Annotated in this window: 17 protein-coding genes; 13 read left to right on the plus strand and 4 right to left on the minus strand. The window is 46.0% G+C overall.

The genetic code is table 11. The features are described from left to right. Positions 1 to 58 precede the first annotated feature (58 nt). Positions 59 to 655: an SLC13 family permease gene (locus QUB13_RS27955; RefSeq protein ID WP_333387721.1), complete on the minus strand. Its 597-nt coding sequence runs from the start codon at positions 653 to 655 to the stop codon at positions 59 to 61. Between the two features lie 296 nt (positions 656 to 951). Further along, positions 952 to 1,923: a hypothetical protein gene (locus tag QUB13_RS27960; RefSeq protein WP_333387725.1), complete on the minus strand. Its 972-nt coding sequence runs from the start codon at positions 1,921 to 1,923 to the stop codon at positions 952 to 954. A 207-nt stretch (positions 1,924 to 2,130) separates the two neighbouring features. Between QUB13_RS27960 and QUB13_RS27965 the strand changes: the two genes are divergently transcribed. The 5 genes from QUB13_RS27965 (at position 2,131) to QUB13_RS27985 (ending at position 8,251) form a co-directional block, all read left to right on the plus strand. Further along, positions 2,131 to 2,316, plus strand: coding sequence for a hypothetical protein (locus QUB13_RS27965; RefSeq protein WP_333387728.1), 186 nt, complete (start codon positions 2,131 to 2,133; stop codon positions 2,314 to 2,316). Positions 2,317 to 2,479: 163 nt separating this feature from the next. Then, complete coding sequence (locus QUB13_RS27970) at positions 2,480 to 3,745, plus strand: MFS transporter (protein ID WP_333387731.1); 1,266 nt, start codon at positions 2,480 to 2,482, stop codon at positions 3,743 to 3,745. A 43-nt stretch (positions 3,746 to 3,788) separates the two neighbouring features. Further along, the gene (locus tag QUB13_RS27975; RefSeq protein ID WP_333387734.1) at positions 3,789 to 5,264 is read left to right on the plus strand and encodes a sensor histidine kinase; all 1,476 of its coding nucleotides are present in this window, start codon (positions 3,789 to 3,791) and stop codon (positions 5,262 to 5,264) included. 63 nt (positions 5,265 to 5,327) lie between these two features. Continuing rightward, a complete protein-coding gene (locus QUB13_RS27980) occupies positions 5,328 to 6,647 on the plus strand; it encodes a sigma-54-dependent transcriptional regulator (protein ID WP_333387737.1) in 1,320 nt (439 codons plus the stop codon). A gap of 236 nt (positions 6,648 to 6,883) precedes the next feature. After that, entirely contained in the window at positions 6,884 to 8,251 is a 1,368-nt protein-coding gene (locus QUB13_RS27985; RefSeq protein ID WP_333387740.1) for an RNA polymerase factor sigma-54, read from the plus strand. A 132-nt stretch (positions 8,252 to 8,383) separates the two neighbouring features. On the opposite strand, the gene QUB13_RS27990 is transcribed toward QUB13_RS27985, so the two are convergent. Beyond that, entirely contained in the window at positions 8,384 to 8,578 is a 195-nt protein-coding gene (locus tag QUB13_RS27990; protein WP_333387743.1) for a hypothetical protein, read from the minus strand. Between the two features lie 317 nt (positions 8,579 to 8,895). On the opposite strand from QUB13_RS27990, the gene QUB13_RS27995 reads away from it, so the two are divergent. The 4 genes from QUB13_RS27995 to QUB13_RS28010 all read left to right on the plus strand — a co-directional run bounded on the left by QUB13_RS27995 (position 8,896) and on the right by QUB13_RS28010 (position 13,230). Continuing rightward, positions 8,896 to 10,344 carry a folate/biopterin family MFS transporter gene (locus tag QUB13_RS27995; protein ID WP_333387746.1) on the plus strand — a complete coding sequence of 483 codons (1,449 nt, stop codon included), beginning with the start codon at positions 8,896 to 8,898 and terminating at the stop codon, positions 10,342 to 10,344. A gap of 157 nt (positions 10,345 to 10,501) precedes the next feature. Continuing rightward, positions 10,502 to 11,998 (plus strand): carotenoid oxygenase family protein, encoded by a 1,497-nt coding sequence (locus QUB13_RS28000; protein WP_333387749.1) that lies wholly within the window; start codon positions 10,502 to 10,504, stop codon positions 11,996 to 11,998. 173 nt (positions 11,999 to 12,171) lie between these two features. Beyond that, positions 12,172 to 13,071 carry a DUF4436 family protein gene (locus QUB13_RS28005; RefSeq protein ID WP_333387752.1) on the plus strand — a complete coding sequence of 300 codons (900 nt, stop codon included), beginning with the start codon at positions 12,172 to 12,174 and terminating at the stop codon, positions 13,069 to 13,071. 9 nt (positions 13,072 to 13,080) lie between these two features. Then, complete coding sequence (locus tag QUB13_RS28010) at positions 13,081 to 13,230, plus strand: hypothetical protein (RefSeq protein ID WP_333387755.1); 150 nt, start codon at positions 13,081 to 13,083, stop codon at positions 13,228 to 13,230. 98 nt (positions 13,231 to 13,328) lie between these two features. Here the strand turns inward: QUB13_RS28010 and QUB13_RS28015 are convergent, their stop codons facing one another. Then, complete coding sequence (locus QUB13_RS28015; RefSeq protein WP_333387758.1) at positions 13,329 to 14,189, minus strand: SGNH/GDSL hydrolase family protein; 861 nt, start codon at positions 14,187 to 14,189, stop codon at positions 13,329 to 13,331. Positions 14,190 to 14,354: 165 nt separating this feature from the next. On the opposite strand from QUB13_RS28015, the gene QUB13_RS28020 reads away from it, so the two are divergent. From QUB13_RS28020 to QUB13_RS28035, 4 genes are all read left to right on the plus strand, one after another. Next, complete coding sequence (locus tag QUB13_RS28020) at positions 14,355 to 14,546, plus strand: hypothetical protein (protein ID WP_333088213.1); 192 nt, start codon at positions 14,355 to 14,357, stop codon at positions 14,544 to 14,546. Positions 14,547 to 14,555: 9 nt separating this feature from the next. Then, positions 14,556 to 14,786, plus strand: a complete 231-nt coding sequence (locus tag QUB13_RS28025) for a hypothetical protein (protein ID WP_194066079.1) — start codon at positions 14,556 to 14,558, stop codon at positions 14,784 to 14,786. Then, positions 14,761 to 15,048, plus strand: a complete 288-nt coding sequence (locus tag QUB13_RS28030; protein WP_333088214.1) for a type II toxin-antitoxin system RelE/ParE family toxin — start codon at positions 14,761 to 14,763, stop codon at positions 15,046 to 15,048. The genes QUB13_RS28025 and QUB13_RS28030 overlap by 26 nt, the downstream gene beginning before the upstream one ends. A gap of 101 nt (positions 15,049 to 15,149) precedes the next feature. Then, complete coding sequence (locus QUB13_RS28035; protein WP_333088216.1) at positions 15,150 to 15,683, plus strand: RDD family protein; 534 nt, start codon at positions 15,150 to 15,152, stop codon at positions 15,681 to 15,683. The last annotated feature ends 18 nt before the right edge of the window (positions 15,684 to 15,701 follow it).

The following is a 15,701-nucleotide window of genomic DNA, read 5'->3' on the forward strand; positions in this document are numbered from 1 at the left end:
TGTTTGGTAGGTACTCAATAATTATGCTCCAATATACCATATTCTGCTAACATGAGATTTAGATGCGTTCGCCCTGCCACAGTAGCCCGATCTGTATTAGCAGACTTACCAATGCAATCGGAGTCAAAGCTTTGGCAAAGTCTAGATAGCTAATACCCGAAAATGAGCCAATCAAAATATTTTGAGGATTGCCGCTCAAGGTAGCAACCGAGCCCAGATTAGTTGCTCCAGCTAAGGCAAGCAGGTAGGGAATAGGATTCAGGTTAAGAGCTTGGGTTAAGCCTAAAATTAAAGGAGTAAGAATTAGAGCAACGGTATCATTGAGAAAAAAAGCAGATAGTATCCCGCTTCCCAATGTTAAAACAATTAGTAAACTGAAGGGACTCCGGGTGAATCGCATCACTGTATCAATCGCTAATTGAAAGAAACCGGAGCCAGCCAGGTTAGCGCTAATCACCATCATACTGAACAGGAAAATCAGCGTTTTATAGTCGATCGCACTCCAAGCTTCTTTCAGGTCTAAAACTCCCAACGCCATCAGTAACGATGACCCAACTATGGCAATACTGGCTCGATTCATCCGTAAACCAGGCAGATAGCCTAAACCTAAGCCGATGTATGTTAGTCCAATTACGATGAATCTGAGAACACTCATGATACAGAATTTAGCAAGGTTAACATAAAATCAAACTTTGTCTGCCGATACACGATTAAATAATGCGATTATTGGTCACAATAGCTGCGTGCAAAAACCATGCCAATCTCAAAAAAAATGTGAGCTAGACATCCTGCATAAATGCCCAGGCGACTGAAGTCGCAGCTATACAAACGAAGACCGCGCAACCCGAGTCTGATTTTTGCAGTCGGCTGTCAGTGTGCTCTGGTCACACTTTGTTTGTGGAGCATCGGACTTCAGTCGGAGGGGCTTGATTTCCGGCGGTAAAACCTTTTCTAATTTATGCTCTTCACAGGAGAAGAATTGGGGTTTGGTGGGTCAAAAGATACCGATTGTCCATCTACCGTCAAGCCAGTAGCTTGTAAAACCTGACCGTAACTGTTGCTAGTTCCAAAACCCTCAGCCTGTACTTTATCTCCCGTCTTAGCAAGACTTAGTAACTGCTTTCCAACATGAGGCGGGAACTTCACTTGAGCGCCACTAGACAGGATAACGCCATTAATCTCTCCCCGATGTCCTACTAACCATTGCTGGGCAGTTCCTTCTAGAGATAAGTTACTGTAATTGCCTTGCAAGGGAGGCTGGGGGGGAACGGTAGGAGGCTGCTTTGCTAAAGTTTGGTTGGTTTGAGAATTAGTAATGCTTTCGGCTTTCACCTCTTGGCCGAAGCGAGTGGAAATCCCAGGAGTCCCAGTAATACTCACCCCAGCACCAGGGGCAATCATCGCAACTAAGCTGTCCCCCATATGAGGCCCAAATTTCACTTGTAAGCCATTACTCAGCAAGACTCCATCTACCTTACCTTCTGGGTTAAGAAGATACTGCTGTACTTGGCCGGTAAAAGTAGTTTCATCGGCTTTGGGATGAGGCTGCGGTGGAAATGCCATCTGGGGGTTGGGCGGAATCTGAGCCTTCTCTAGCTTGGCTTCTGGGTTGGGTTTGGCGAGAGTGAAATTACTGGCAAGAGTGTTGTAAATCCCGAAACCACACAAAGCAAGTGCGGCTCCACCGATGCCACTGGTTAAGATCAGCTTTAGCCTTTTTTTCCGCTCCGAAGCTTTAATTTGCTTGGCTTTGAGCTGCTGTAAAGCCTGTTGAATCAACTCTGGGGGAATTTGTACTTCGGCCCCAGCCTGCATAAGTTCTGACAAGGAATAATACTGATTTTCTTTGGCATATAACTCAGCAGCAAGAGCAAAAACATCGGGAGCGATTTCTTGGGAAATGCGAGGTTCTGATTTGTTCATAACACGGACTGAACGGAATTCAGGCGATAACTAAAACTTGGTAGTGCAAAAATCGTGCCAAATGTATTCCCAGCTTGAGAGCAAATGGCGCGAAAATTGCACGAGGGAGTAGTGAAGTTCAATAGACCTCTCCAGAAAAGCAAGTCTTTAACAGGCATCCTGCCTGTTCCACAATCATTATTGGAGAAGTCTCATGATTGCTCCACAATGAAAACACAACTCAGCATTATCAACAGCACAGTCAAAGCTTACCTATTCAACGCCAAGGGACAAGTAGATGGATGGCTACTTTCTGACGGAAAACAGCTACATCTGCCACCACATCACCAAGCGATGCAGTCGATCGAGAAAAAGGCCAAGCCACACGCAATTGAACCCAGCGACAAAGTTTAACAGGCTGCAATGACAACAAAGCACCGCAGGGACTAGCATCCCGCCGTGCAAAGCTTTCGGTTGCGCTGTGCAAATTCTGACTTAAGCTCTCCTTGTCTAAAAAATGCCATTGGCATGATTTTTGCACTTCATGTCATAGTGACCGACATTATCAGGAAAACCGATGCCAGAAAAGCGACAACCCAGCAAAAAAAGTCTACAATCCCTCGATTACTTAAATGTATTCTTAGCCGATGTGCGGGATGGTGTTGGGCCATATCTGGCTATCTACCTCAAATCCTCACAAAATTGGAACCCAGCCCAAATCGGGATGGCGACAGCAGCAGCGTCAATTGCTACAGTCATTGCCCAAACACCCGCAGGCGCACTAATTGACAAGTTGCGCCAAAAACGGATGTTGATTGTGGTGGCTGCCGTACTTGTGTCCATTGGTTGCATCGGCATTGCCCTGCTACCGACTTTTCCAGTAATAATTGCCTGTCAGGTCTTGATTGGCTGTGCTGCAGCGGTTTTCCCGCCCGCTATTGCGGCGATTACGCTGGGGCTAGTGGGGCATAACCGATTAGATCGGCGAATCGGTCGCAATCAGTCATTCAATCATGCAGGCAATTTACTCGCTGCTACTCTGGCTGGTTTAATCGGTCAGTTTGTGGCGCGCAAAGGGATTTTTTTCCTGGTTGCAGTTATGGCAATTGGCAGCGCTATCTCGGTTCTGAGGATTCGTGAGAAAGAGATTGACCATGAGTTAGCCCGCGGTGCGACAGATGATCATGATGAGGACGATCGAGAAGAACATCACCTTGAAGGCATATTACAGTTATTGAGCGATCGCCGGGTACTCTTCTTTGGCATCGCCGTGATTCTATTTCACTTTGCCAATGCAGCAATGTTGCCTTTAGTCGGTCAATTGCTCGATCGGGGTGGACAGGGCAAAGGAATCGATGGCACAGTTTATATGTCAGCCTGCATCATCATCGCCCAATTAGTTATGATCCCCTCGTCTAATATGGCCGGTCGTTTAGCAGACGCTGGGCGAAAGCGTGTTTTCCTGATTAGCTTTGTGGCACTGCCGATTCGCGGGGTACTTTATACCCTCTGGCACAATCCCTATTTTCTAGTTTCTGTGCAAATTCTGGATGGAGTCGCCGGCGGTATTTTCGGGGTACTTTCCATCCTGATGGTTGCTGATTTGACTAAGGGAACCGGTCGCTTTAATGTCACCCAAGGGATGCTTGCTACCTCTATTGGTGTTGGTGCTAGTCTGAGTAATTTACTAGCTGGGTTTGTGGCGAAAAACGCTGGGTACAATGCTAGCTTTCTGATGTTATCTGCGATCGCAACTTTAGCCTTAGCAGTTTTTTGGTTTCTTGTCCCCGAAACTAAAGAACTGAATACAGAAGCGAACCGCAAATCTACTGTATTCCCATGATTTTTACTGATACAGGTTATAAGGTTAAATCTAATTACTATATTTGGAAATTCTCTTGAAACCAAATGCGATCGCTCCACGCTGGTCACTCCGACAGCAACTAACAATCCTCACCATTCTGTTTTTAAGTTTAGGCGTGGCGGCTCTGTGGCTGGTAGCCGAGTTATTTGAAAGCCGTTCCAGTGCAGTCAGGGAAAGAAATCAAGACGAATTAGCCAATGCTGATGCTCGATTGATTAAGCTATTTTGGGAATCTAACCAGGGGCAATCAGACAAGCAAAATAAGCAATGGGACAAACAACTTCAGGAACTTTCAACAGAAGCGCTTGCTGCCTTCCCACGAGTAGAAGGGGGATTTTACCTGCTGCAAAAAGATCGGCTTTTGGGCTATGCCTATCCGACTCACGGAGGGGCATCACCCAAAAAAGACATTCCCAAAGCTGAGGAAAAAACGATTTTAGAATTGACTCGCCGCGCCACAAGTCAGGGATTGCCGCAAGAATTAGTGCTGCAACCGGGACTCGATTTGCTGGTTCTGCGGGCCGATCCCTTACCTCTGTGGGGTGCTGTGTGGACAATGAAGCGTACACCTCTACCCAATTCTAAGGATGCCCGTCAAAAAGGCTTAAGCATTCTTGTGGTTTTGATCAACTTGTTAGTAGGAGCTTGGACATTTTATATTGCCTTACAACTGCACTGGGGGGTACAGCGACTACAACAAAGTATTAAGGCAATGGAAGAGGGTAAAGCAGAACAAATTCCACCCTTGAAAGCGGAAATGGGACTGCTGGGAGAGGCAATTAATACGATGCAACATCGCCGTCAAGAGCTAGAACAGCGCTTGCGCCGAGTGGAACGTCTGGCATCCTTGGGACAGTTGGTGGCGGGGGTAGCCCACGAAGTCCGCAATCCGCTTGCAAGTATGCGGCTCAACTTGCAGTATACCCAGCGGCAACTTCAAAAGCAGGGGATCACAACTTTACCGATTTCTAGCTTGTTGGAACAGATAGACCGTTTAGAGCAATTAGTACGGCGGCTGTTGTATTTTGACCAAAATCAGCAACAGGAAGAACTGGTTCCTGCTTCCCTAGAAAATGTTGCTGAAGAATCAGTTATTCTACTGCGTTTGAGAGCCGAAGAACAGGGAATAACGCTGGTTTATTGTGCTGCGACTAACACCTTACCCCAAGTGCCACTGCGTCCTCGGGAGTTAGGACAGGTAATGGTTAATTTAATCTTGAATGCCATCCAAGCTAGCCCAGAGGGAGGTCAAGTATTGGTGGGAGTGGCACAGCAGCACGACTATTTTGTGATCTGGGTAGAAGACCGAGGACAGGGATTGTCGCCCGAAGACAGAGAGCGAATATTTGATCCTTTCTATTCAACAAAACCGGAGGGGACGGGTTTAGGACTGGCAATTAGTCACGAGATTATCACTCGTCAGGGCGGATCTATCGGCTGGGATTCTCAACCGGGTTGTACCCGTTTTAGCGTTTATCTACCTAAGAGTAGAGATTAAATACTGGGGGGTAGGGACTAGGATAATGGTATTCGATCGTAATCCCAATTATAAAATCTACAGATGGCAAAGATTCTAATTGTTGATGATGAAAAAGCGATGCGTCAGGCGATGGCGCAAATTTTAAAAGATGAAGGTCACTCGATCGTAGAAGCGGGAGACGGAGACCAGGGACTCAAGATAATTCAAGGCGATGTTTCCTCTCGTCCTGACCTGGTATTTCTAGATTTGAAAATGCCTAAAACTCAGGGTAGCGCTGTTCTCAAAGCTTTGGGGAAAACTCTATTTGAATTGCCAGTAATTGTGATGACGGCCTATGGAACCAGCCGCACGGCCATTGAAGCGATGCAGTTGGGAGCCTATGATTACTTGACCAAACCCTTTGATTTGGAGGATTTAGTTAATCTGGTTCAGAAGGCTTTGGCTCATCATACTGTATCAGCTTATCAAGTTGGGGAAGCAAATCTTCAGGCGATCGCACAACCAGAAGAACTCTTAGGGCGATCGCCTGCAATGGCACAAGTCTTTAAACTCATCGGTAGAGTCGCCCAAGCAAACACTACTGTGTTAATTGTGGGAGAATCCGGCACAGGCAAAGAGTTAGTCGCCTCCACCCTTCATGCAGCTTCCAGCAGTCGCGGGGCCTTGGTAAAAGTTAACTGTGCAGCTTTGCCAGAGCATCTGTTAGAAGCAGAGTTATTCGGTCACGAAAAAGGAGCATTCACGGGAGCTAATAACCTCAGAATCGGTCGCTTTGAACAAGCGAATGGCGGCACGATATTCCTCGATGAAGTAGGAGAATTAAGTCCGACAATTCAAGGTAAATTGCTGCGGGTGTTGCAAGATAAATCCTTTGAACGATTGGGAAGCAATCAAACCCGAACAGTAGATGTGCGGGTTTTGGCGGCGACGCATCGGAATTTAGAAAAAATGGTGCGGCTGAATCAGTTTCGAGAAGACCTTTACTATCGCTTTAATGTAGTACGGATTGAACTGCCCCCTTTACGCGATCGCCTCGAAGACTTAAATCAACTTACCCAACATTTTTTAAGCTACATTGCCCTGCGAAATGGGATTAAAGGTCTAGCAATTACCGAGTCAGCAATCGAAAAACTTAGGAGTCATGCGTGGGCTGGAAATGTGCGGGAATTACAAAATACCTTAGAACGGGCGGCTGTTTTTTCTGGGGGAAGAACAATCTTACCAGAGCATCTTGTCTTTAATCAGGAATCTCTGCCGGATTTGAACTTGGAGCAAGCTGTAGCACAGTTGGAGACGAACTTAATCCGTCGCGCCCTAAATCTCTATCCTCACGAACCTCACAAAGCTTTAGGAATGGATGCCAAAAGCTTTGAACATAAAAAGAAACAAAGAAATCTTTGACACTAAATTTTAGTTCTGTTGTAATTTGCACTTTTTCGGAACAAATTGCGATCGCAATTTTCATCTCTGACTCCCGCCCAAAAACGGATAAAATCCCCCGACTCCTGTCGTGAGCTACCCCAAATTTTAGACACTTCGACAAGCGAGCGGGCAACGCTTCTGTTCAAGCTCCCAGATTCATCTGTGAAGTAAATCTCAAATCTCAAATCTAAAATCGACTGACTCCACGAAATGCCATGAATTATCTAATTTCTGCACCGTCACAAGAAACACGCTTAGAGACTCAAACAGTGCTCTACCCTACTCTACGGCAATTAGTACGCTTGTTGCCTATGGATTGCAAACGGGTAGTGGAATATGTCCAGGAAGAAGCGAAGCACAATCCATTTTTAATCAACACTCCTGATTCATCTGCCCAGTCGGGAGGACGCGAAGCTTTGTTAGAGGATGTTTTACCGGATTGGTATCATCCTCCAGCCCAAGAATTGAGTCTTCAGGAGCATCTGTATGGACAAATATCAGCTCTATCATTACCACAAAAACAATGCGATGCTCTGATTTATCTGACTCAATGGCTCTCGCCCTCTGGCTATTTGGAAGGAAGCGCAGAAAGTTGGGCTACTGGTACTGTTTGGAGTCCAAAAGAACTGGCAGATATTGTGCCCGCTCTCCAAAATTTAGACCCTCCCGGAATCGGAGCGCGATCGCTGCGAGAATGTCTGTTGTTGCAACTTAAATACCAACCTCAAAGTCTAGCTTTTCTCTTGGTTCAAGACTATTTAGAAGCGCTAGCTAATTGTACGGGTAGTTCTTTAGAAGCAAAGCAAAATCGTAAATACTTGCTGCAAAAGCTGCATCAAAATGTCCAAGTTTCTGTTGAAATTAACATAGAAACACTCACCGCTGCTATCAGTCAAATTCAGGAGTTAGAACCCCGTCCGGCTAGAAACTTTGGTCATACTAATGTTGCTATTGTTACCCCAGATATGAAAGCCGAACGTCAATCGGGAGGAGACTGGCAAGTTTCCCCAATCTATGAGGTTAATCAGCGCTTTTGTCTGAATGGCGAAGCCATTGAACTGTTAGCGAAATCAAACAAACGTTCCAGAGATACCCAACGGCTGGAACTCTTATTACAAAAAGCTCAGAACTTACTCGCAGCTTTGAACCAATGGCAGGAAAATATTCTCAAAGTCGGTCAATTTTTAGTCTATCGCCAGCAAGCCTTTTTAAACAGTCGGAATAAATTAGATTTAGTGCCAACCCCTCAGCAACTTGTGGCTCAAACGGTGGGACTTTCTAACGCTACCGTGAGCCGGATTGTCCGGGGACGGTATCTGTTAATTTGTGGTCAACAGAGTCAAACAATACCATTGGCATCGCTTTGCGTTCCTGTACGAGTGGGGGGACGAACGCCTCAACAAGTCCAGCAACTGCTAGTGCAACTCATTCAGGAAGAATCGCCGACTAATCCTTACAGTGATGAACAGTTAGCTCATCTGCTCGGGATACGATTCGCTCTGCCTATTGCTCGAAGAACAGTTACTAAGTACCGCAAATTACTGAGTTTGGAATCATCCCACCGCCGCCGAGAGACTGATTGAACAAGTAATATTATGTCGGCTTGAACGACCGGAAGCCGTAAGGTGTGCAGTGCACACCCTACATAATTAGGATCTGCGTGCAGGACTCTGATTAAATAAGTAAGGTGAGTTTTTTCCAATTTTTATTCTGCCTTATTCTAAGGGTTTCAAAGTAGTATGATTTTCCAGAATCGGTTTAACAAAACGGCTGTTAGCCCGCACAAAAAAATTACCCTTATCCGTTAAAACCTGCAGCCAAGGTTTGCCCTGAGAGTCAGTAATCATAATTTGCTCGGCATGATTTCCCGTCACCGCTTGCAGGCTTTCTCCCCTGCGAAAAGTAGTCACCACAGGTCACAGAAAAACCTTGTTTTTGTTTCTTTCAAACAAATCAGCAGGCGCATCAACGCCATCTACAGAAACCGATCGAAATCGCTGAGCCATAAAGCTAAATTAGCCCCCAATCCTCAAACCAAAACCACAGCCAGAGAGACAATTATAATTTCTGCTTTCATCGATCGCAAAAAGTCCTTAAATCCAGGCTCATCACAATTTTATACCCGCTGGCAGTCGCTCGTCACCCTAACATCCCACCTCCGACAGTTTCCGCAACCCATTAAGAATGTGTTATATAATATTTAGATTCATTAAGAAATATTGCAAAAATGCTTCTTTCACCCTCTGGCGCCAGCAAACTCAAAGAATCTTTAAAAGAAAAAGTATTCTTTGGGAATGAGCCAACCCCCGAACTCATAGCCATCTTACTGATTTACTTCGTCCAAGGCATTCTCGGACTAGCTCGCTTAGCCGTCAGCTTCTTCCTGAAAGACGATCTTGGCATGACTCCGGCCGAAGTATCAGCAATGATGGGTGTTGTCGCCCTACCTTGGATTATCAAACCCTTGTTCGGCTTCATGTCGGACGGTTTGCCCATATTCGGCTACCGCAGACGACCTTACATCGTCCTCTCCGGGCTCTTGGGCACGTCAGCATGGGTGAGCCTCGCAACAATTGTACACACACCGCTGGCCGCCACAGGGGCGATCGCCCTGAGTTCCCTCTCCCTCGCCGTCAGCGACGTCATCGCCGACTCCCTCATAGTCGAAAGAGCTAGAAAAGAATCCGTCGCCGACGCAGGTTCCCTGCAATCCTTATCCTGGGGCGCATCAGCCCTCGGCGGACTAATCACCGCCTACCTCAGCGGCTACCTGATGCAACACTTGGGCACCCAAACCATATTTTTAATCACCGCATCTTTCCCGCTAATCGTATCAGCAACAGCTTGGTTAATTCACGAAGAAAAAGTCAACAAACAAACCGACTTTGACACAGTAAAAAACCAATTCAAACAACTGCGGCAAGCTGTTACCCAAAAAACAATTTGGTTGCCCACCGCCTTTCTCTTCCTGTGGCAAGCCACCCCAAGTTCCGACTCAGCCTTTTTCTTCTTCACCACCAACGAATTAGGCTTTCAACCAGAATTTCTCGGCCGAGTGCGCCTCGTCACCAGCATTGCTTCCCTCCTCGGTATTTGGCTGTTTCAGCGATACCTCAAAGCAATTCCATTTAGAGTAATTTTCGGCTGGTCAACAGTCATTGCAACAGCCTTGGGCATGACTACATTATTATTAGTAACTCATGCCAACCGAGCATTAGGAATAGACGACCATTGGTTCAGCATCGGAGACAGCCTGATTCTGACAGTAATCGGACAAATTGCTTATATGCCGGTGCTAGTTCTCTCAGCGCGATTGTGTCCTCCCGGTGTCGAAGCTACATTATTTGCCGTGTTAATGTCAGTCACCAACTTAGCCGGACTTTTGTCCCACGAAGGCGGTGCACTTTTGACCCACTTACTCGGAATTACCGATCGCAATTTCGACAACCTCTGGCTGCTAATAGTCATCACCAACCTCTCCACACTGCTACCCCTGCCATTCCTAAATTGGCTTCCTGCAGAAAATGCAGAAAGCGGCGACCAAAACGAGCAACAATCACTCCCCCTATTACAACCAGAACTAGGAGGTGCCAAACAAGGCGGACAGAACTTCATACCCGAATACTTTCCCGACTTAGTACCGACAGTAAGGTCAGAAAACCGCCGATCCGACTAACGCAAATGAAGGAAGAAGGAAGAAGGAAAATTGACTGCTAATATCTTTCTAGTTTGATTTCATCTCCTTTCATCTCCTTTTTTCTTTTTTCTTACTTTCTTTCTCTCTGCGCCCTCTGCGCCCTCTGCGGTTAAATCAATAAAAGCTTATTCTACCCATGCAAAACTTACAAAATTCCCAACCCCAAACACCCGCCCAAAAACCATCATACACGCGCACAGACTGGCAGCGCGGCTACGAATCCCAACCCAGCGAATCCGACTACTGGATTGACGACATCGAAGGCGAAATCCCAGAAGGCTTGCAAGGCACATTCTTTCGCAACGGGCCCGGTTTGCTAGATGTCAACGGCCAGCGCATCCATCACCCCTTCGACGGCGACGGGATGGTTTGTGCGATCGCAATTTCCGACGGCCGCGCCCACTTCCGCAACAGATTCGTCCGCACCGAAGGCTACCTCGCCGAACAAAAAGCCGGAAAAATCCTGCACCGAGGCGTTTTCGGCACACAGAAACCCGGAGGCTGGCTTAGCAACATCTTTGACGTCAAAATCAAAAACATAGCCAACACCAACATCATTTATTGGGGCGACAAACTGCTAGCACTCTGGGAAGCAGCACAGCCCTACAGACTCGACCCCCGCAGCCTAGAAACACTCGGATTAGACACCCTAGACGGCATCTTAGAACCCGGTGAAGCCTTCGCCGCCCACCCCAGAATTGAAAAAGGCAAAAATGGAGCCGGAGACAGATTAGTCAACTTTTCCGTCAAGCCCGGTTTGTCAAGTACAATCACAATTTACGAACTCGACACAAGCGGCAAACTTTTACAAAAACACGCCCACGCAATCCCCGGTTTTGCCTTCCTGCACGACATGGTAATTACCCCGAATTATTGCATATTCTTCCAAAATCCCGTCAGCTTCAATCCCCTACCATTCTTGTTAGGAATGCGGAGTGCATCCCAGTGCATTCAATTTTCACCCAACCGCCCGACGCAAGCAATTTTAATTCCCCGCAACGGCACCGACGAGGTAAAAGTATTAGAAACCGAACCTTGTTTTGTCTTCCACCACTGCAACGCCTGGGAAGAAAACGGCGAAGTTTTTGTTGATTCTGTTTGCTACGACTCATTCCCAACCGTCGAGGCGGACGGCGATTTTCGCGAGCTTGATTTTGACAGCATTCCAGCGGGGGAATTGTGGCGGTTTAAGTTAAATTTGAACGAAAAAACTGTTAACCATCAAGTAATTGAAACTCGGTGCTGCGAGTTTCCGACATTGCATCCCAACAACGTCGGACAGCCTTACCGATATCTTTATATTGGCGCTGCGGATGCTCCGACGGGAAATGCTCCTTTGCAAGCTATTCTTAAAATGGATTTCCAGACAGGAGAACAGCAAATTTGGAGTGCTGCGCCGCGCGGTTTTGCGGGGGAACCTGTTTTTGTTCCCCGTCCCGACGCTATGGCGGAGGATGACGGCTGGCTGCTAGTTTTGATGTATGATGCAGCTAATCATCGATCGACCTTAGCGATTCTAGATGCTAGCGACATCACCAAAGGGCCCCTAGCGCGCCTGCATTTAAAACAGCACATTCCCTACGGTTTGCACGGAAGTTTTACACCAAATGTACTGCTTCCTATCGATTCGTAGTAACTGTTAGCGATGCAAGAGGGACTCAAATTGCGATGGAAAAGGTTTGATCGTTCGGAATGCGAGTCCGCATCCATAACTAGGACTCGCATTCCGAACTATTAAACCTTTGTGGTAAAGGGTTGGCTGTAGAAAAGCTCACAAAATTTTAAATTGTCAAATATCCATAATTAATGCAAATTGTAAACAAAAATCATCTCAAAAAACTACTCGTTTTAATTTGCAGCACAGTCATATTTTTGGCAATTCTTTTATCTATTTACTCTCACAATGCTAATGCCCAAGAGCCTTACAAATCATCTCCAGAAATCCCTGTAACACCAAAAGGCTTGATTGAGGTCAAAATGACAGTAATTGGAGTAGATCCAGTTAAAAACCAATTAGAAACTCGCTTGCAGTTTGAACTCAAAGGTATTTATAAAAAAGGGCCAACTTACCCTGCTCAAGATTTGTTAATGACCGTTAACGGTGCGAATGTAGAAGATTCAGAAATTACCTTTAAAGAAGGTAAACCGATGATTGTACCTGCATTAAAGTTTAACTTAATCGAGGGCAATATTAACAATTATCCCTTTGACACGCACATTGCTAAAGTAGCAATTTCCCTCGATCCGCTGGCTTCGATAGGTAAAAAATTTGCTCCTTTTCAAGTAAATCCAGTACCGCTGAAATTTAAATTTAATGCTGATGTTCCCGGCTTCGACATTAGTTATAACCCGCTGGAAGAAAATTCATCTATTTTTATTTACATCGATGTTTCTGCAACTCGATCGCTTCCAGTGAAATTCTTTGCCTTGGTGATTATTGTCATCATGTGGGTGCTGTCAATTATGGCGCTGTTGTTAGCACTAAAAGTGATGAAATCTGGCAAATTGCCGGAAGTGGGGATGCTGAGCTGGACTGGTGTAATGCTGTTTGCTTTTCCGGCAATTCGCAACGCTCAGCCGGGGGTGCCACCAGTGGGAACTGCTAGCGATTTCCTGTCGTTTTTTTGGACTGAAATTATTGTTGTGGTGGCGTTGGTGATTATTGGTAGCTGTTGGTTGAAGCGGTATCATCCGCCGGTTGAATGATAGCGGGAATTGGGAATTGGGCATTGGGAATTGGGCATTGGGAATTGGGAATTGGGCATAGGGCATAGGGCATTGGGCATAGGGCATTGGGCATTGGGAATTGGGCATTGGGAATTGGGAATTGGGCATTGGGCATTGGAGCTAACAAATAACCAATAACTAATGACTACTGACTACTGACTACTGACTAATGACTACTGATTACTGACTACTGACTACTGACTACTGACTACTGACTACTGACTACTGACTACTGACTAATTTGAATTTTTTACCTGCAAATTCTCAATATCCTGGGCGGGTACGCCTAAGCCGCGCAAGATAGTAAAAGCAATAATTCTATATCCCGATGGATTTGGGTGAACTCCATCGGCTGCTAACAAATTCAGAGTTTTTCCCGCGTGTTTTTGATAGGTGCTAATTACTTCCCGAAAAGGTGCATTTAAATCGATAAATAAGCACTGATTTTGTTTGGCGATTTCTCGCATTGCTACTACGTATTCTTGCAATCTGCGATTTTCTGGGCCGTCCAGAATTTCGCGAATTGGAGTAGGAGAAAGCAGGGCGACTCGAATTCCGGCGGTTTTTGCTGCCTGCACCATTTTGGTTATTTTGTCTATGTATTCTGCTAGTGATACTCCTGCGGCTAGGTTGCCTTGGGGATGAAACTGAAGCTTTTGGAAGTCGAAGAAGGCGTGCCAAACGTCGTTGACTCCGGCGTTAATGGTGATTAAATCTGGCTGTTTGTCGATCGCATCTTTCTGAAAACGTGCCTGCATATCACTCGCCTTGTTACCGGAGATGCCGGCGTTGACGACTTCGATTTTGCTGTCGGGATAAAGGGCATTCAGATAGCGTTGCAGCAGCCAAACGTAACCTCCGGGATATTTGCCGGCTTCGGTGATGCTGTCGCCTACTGTGACAATTCTGCCCTTGCCGGCGAGGAGGTTTTGGATTTCTGGCGGCGGGGTTGCTTGGGATAGGGATTCTGTAAACACGGGAAGTAAGGAGTGAGGAATGTTAAAGATGATAACGGCAGCAATTACGGCGAGGGCTAGTTTGATTAATGATTGCTGTTTCGGGGGTTTGGGACGGGGCGATATCGCTTTTGCAGACATTCTGTAGTTTTTGACTAAAAGTTTAACTTTTGAGCTTGGCAACTATAGCCGAAGAAAAAACCAAGAAGCAATAAAATCAATGGTTTCAGCGATTTCAAATGCCCTAATCACCTAGTATAATATAGTGAAATGTGGCAGGGAGACCGATCGTGATGTTAGTGGCTTTTGTCAGTCGGTGCATGGGTGAAGCTGTTTGATTCAGGATCGGGTTTTGGTAGAGAACAAGTTTCTCTGAATTTAGAACGAGATCGAGTTTATGTCGATCGCATTTTGGAATTTATCAACAAAGGCGATAATTATTTGCCTAATTTGGAACGGGTTATTAAAGGTATTGCTAATATCTTGGGGAATTATTAAGGAGGTTAGATGATGACTTTTCAAGAAATTATTGAGTCTATTGAAAGATTGACAATAGAAGATCAGGAGCGTTTATTTGAGTTAATCCGCAAGCGACGGATTGAAAATCGGCGGGCTGAAATTTTGGCTAATGCTCAGGAGGTGATGCAGGCATTTAAGAATGGGACCGCAAAGAGAGGAAGCGTTGATGATTTGATCGCAGATTTACTAGGAGATGATGATGGAAGTTGTCTGGAGTAGTGGATTTAATCGGTCTTTTAGGAAGATTACAAAGAAAAATCCACAATTAAAGGATCAAATTGCTAAGGTTTTAAGGCTGTTGACAGATGATCCATTTATGCCATCTTTGAAGTCTCACAAGTTAGGAGGGGATTTAGCCGGGTTATGGTCTTGTTCTGTTGCTTACGATTGCAGAATAATTTTTAAATTTTCTGAAGATGAGGAATTATTAGAAATGGTTATTCTATTGGTGGATATTGGAAGCCATGATGACGTTTATTAATGTAGCTGCGCCTTGACGCTATGCCCTACGGCTGCAAGCCCCTTGATTTGGATTATGATAGAAACAAGACTTACGCATTTCAAAGTAATTCTTTTTGGCCCATGAGTTCCGACTTAGTTCCCTTGCTTCCGAAAGTATCGATCGGCCGTCGCGCTGCTGCTTTCTGCATCGACGCAATTGCCGTTTGGCTGCCCAGTTTGCTTCTCGGCGCAAATCCGATCGTCCAAACCATCTTTTTTTTCCTGCTGTGGATGATTTTGCGCGTACCCATTGTCAGGAAAAACCACGGTCAAAGTCTTGGGCGCTGGGCGTTGGACATGAAAATTATCGATGTTAGACTCGAACGGATTCCCGGAGTGCAGAAACTTTGCAAGCGCGAGGGATTGCTGGGCATTTGCGCCGCCCTAGCCTTTGCGGGTGTAGGCGGGCTCACATCTACCAACGCCGCCGTCTTGCTGCTGATTCTGCCGCTGGCGATCGACTGTAGCACTGCCTTCATCGACACCGCCCGGTTTCCCCAAGCTTTTCACGATCGACTCAGCCAGACGATCGTCATCGGCACCAAGCGCGGCTACTCCCTAGACATCAAAGTTAGAAGATTACTTGACCAAGTGCAGACCAGTGTGAGACGATAATAAATTGTGTTTAAATTA

It is taken from the genome of Microcoleus sp. B4-D4, assembly GCF_036705185.1.
Classification (GTDB): Bacteria; Cyanobacteriota; Cyanobacteriia; order Cyanobacteriales; family Microcoleaceae; genus Microcoleus.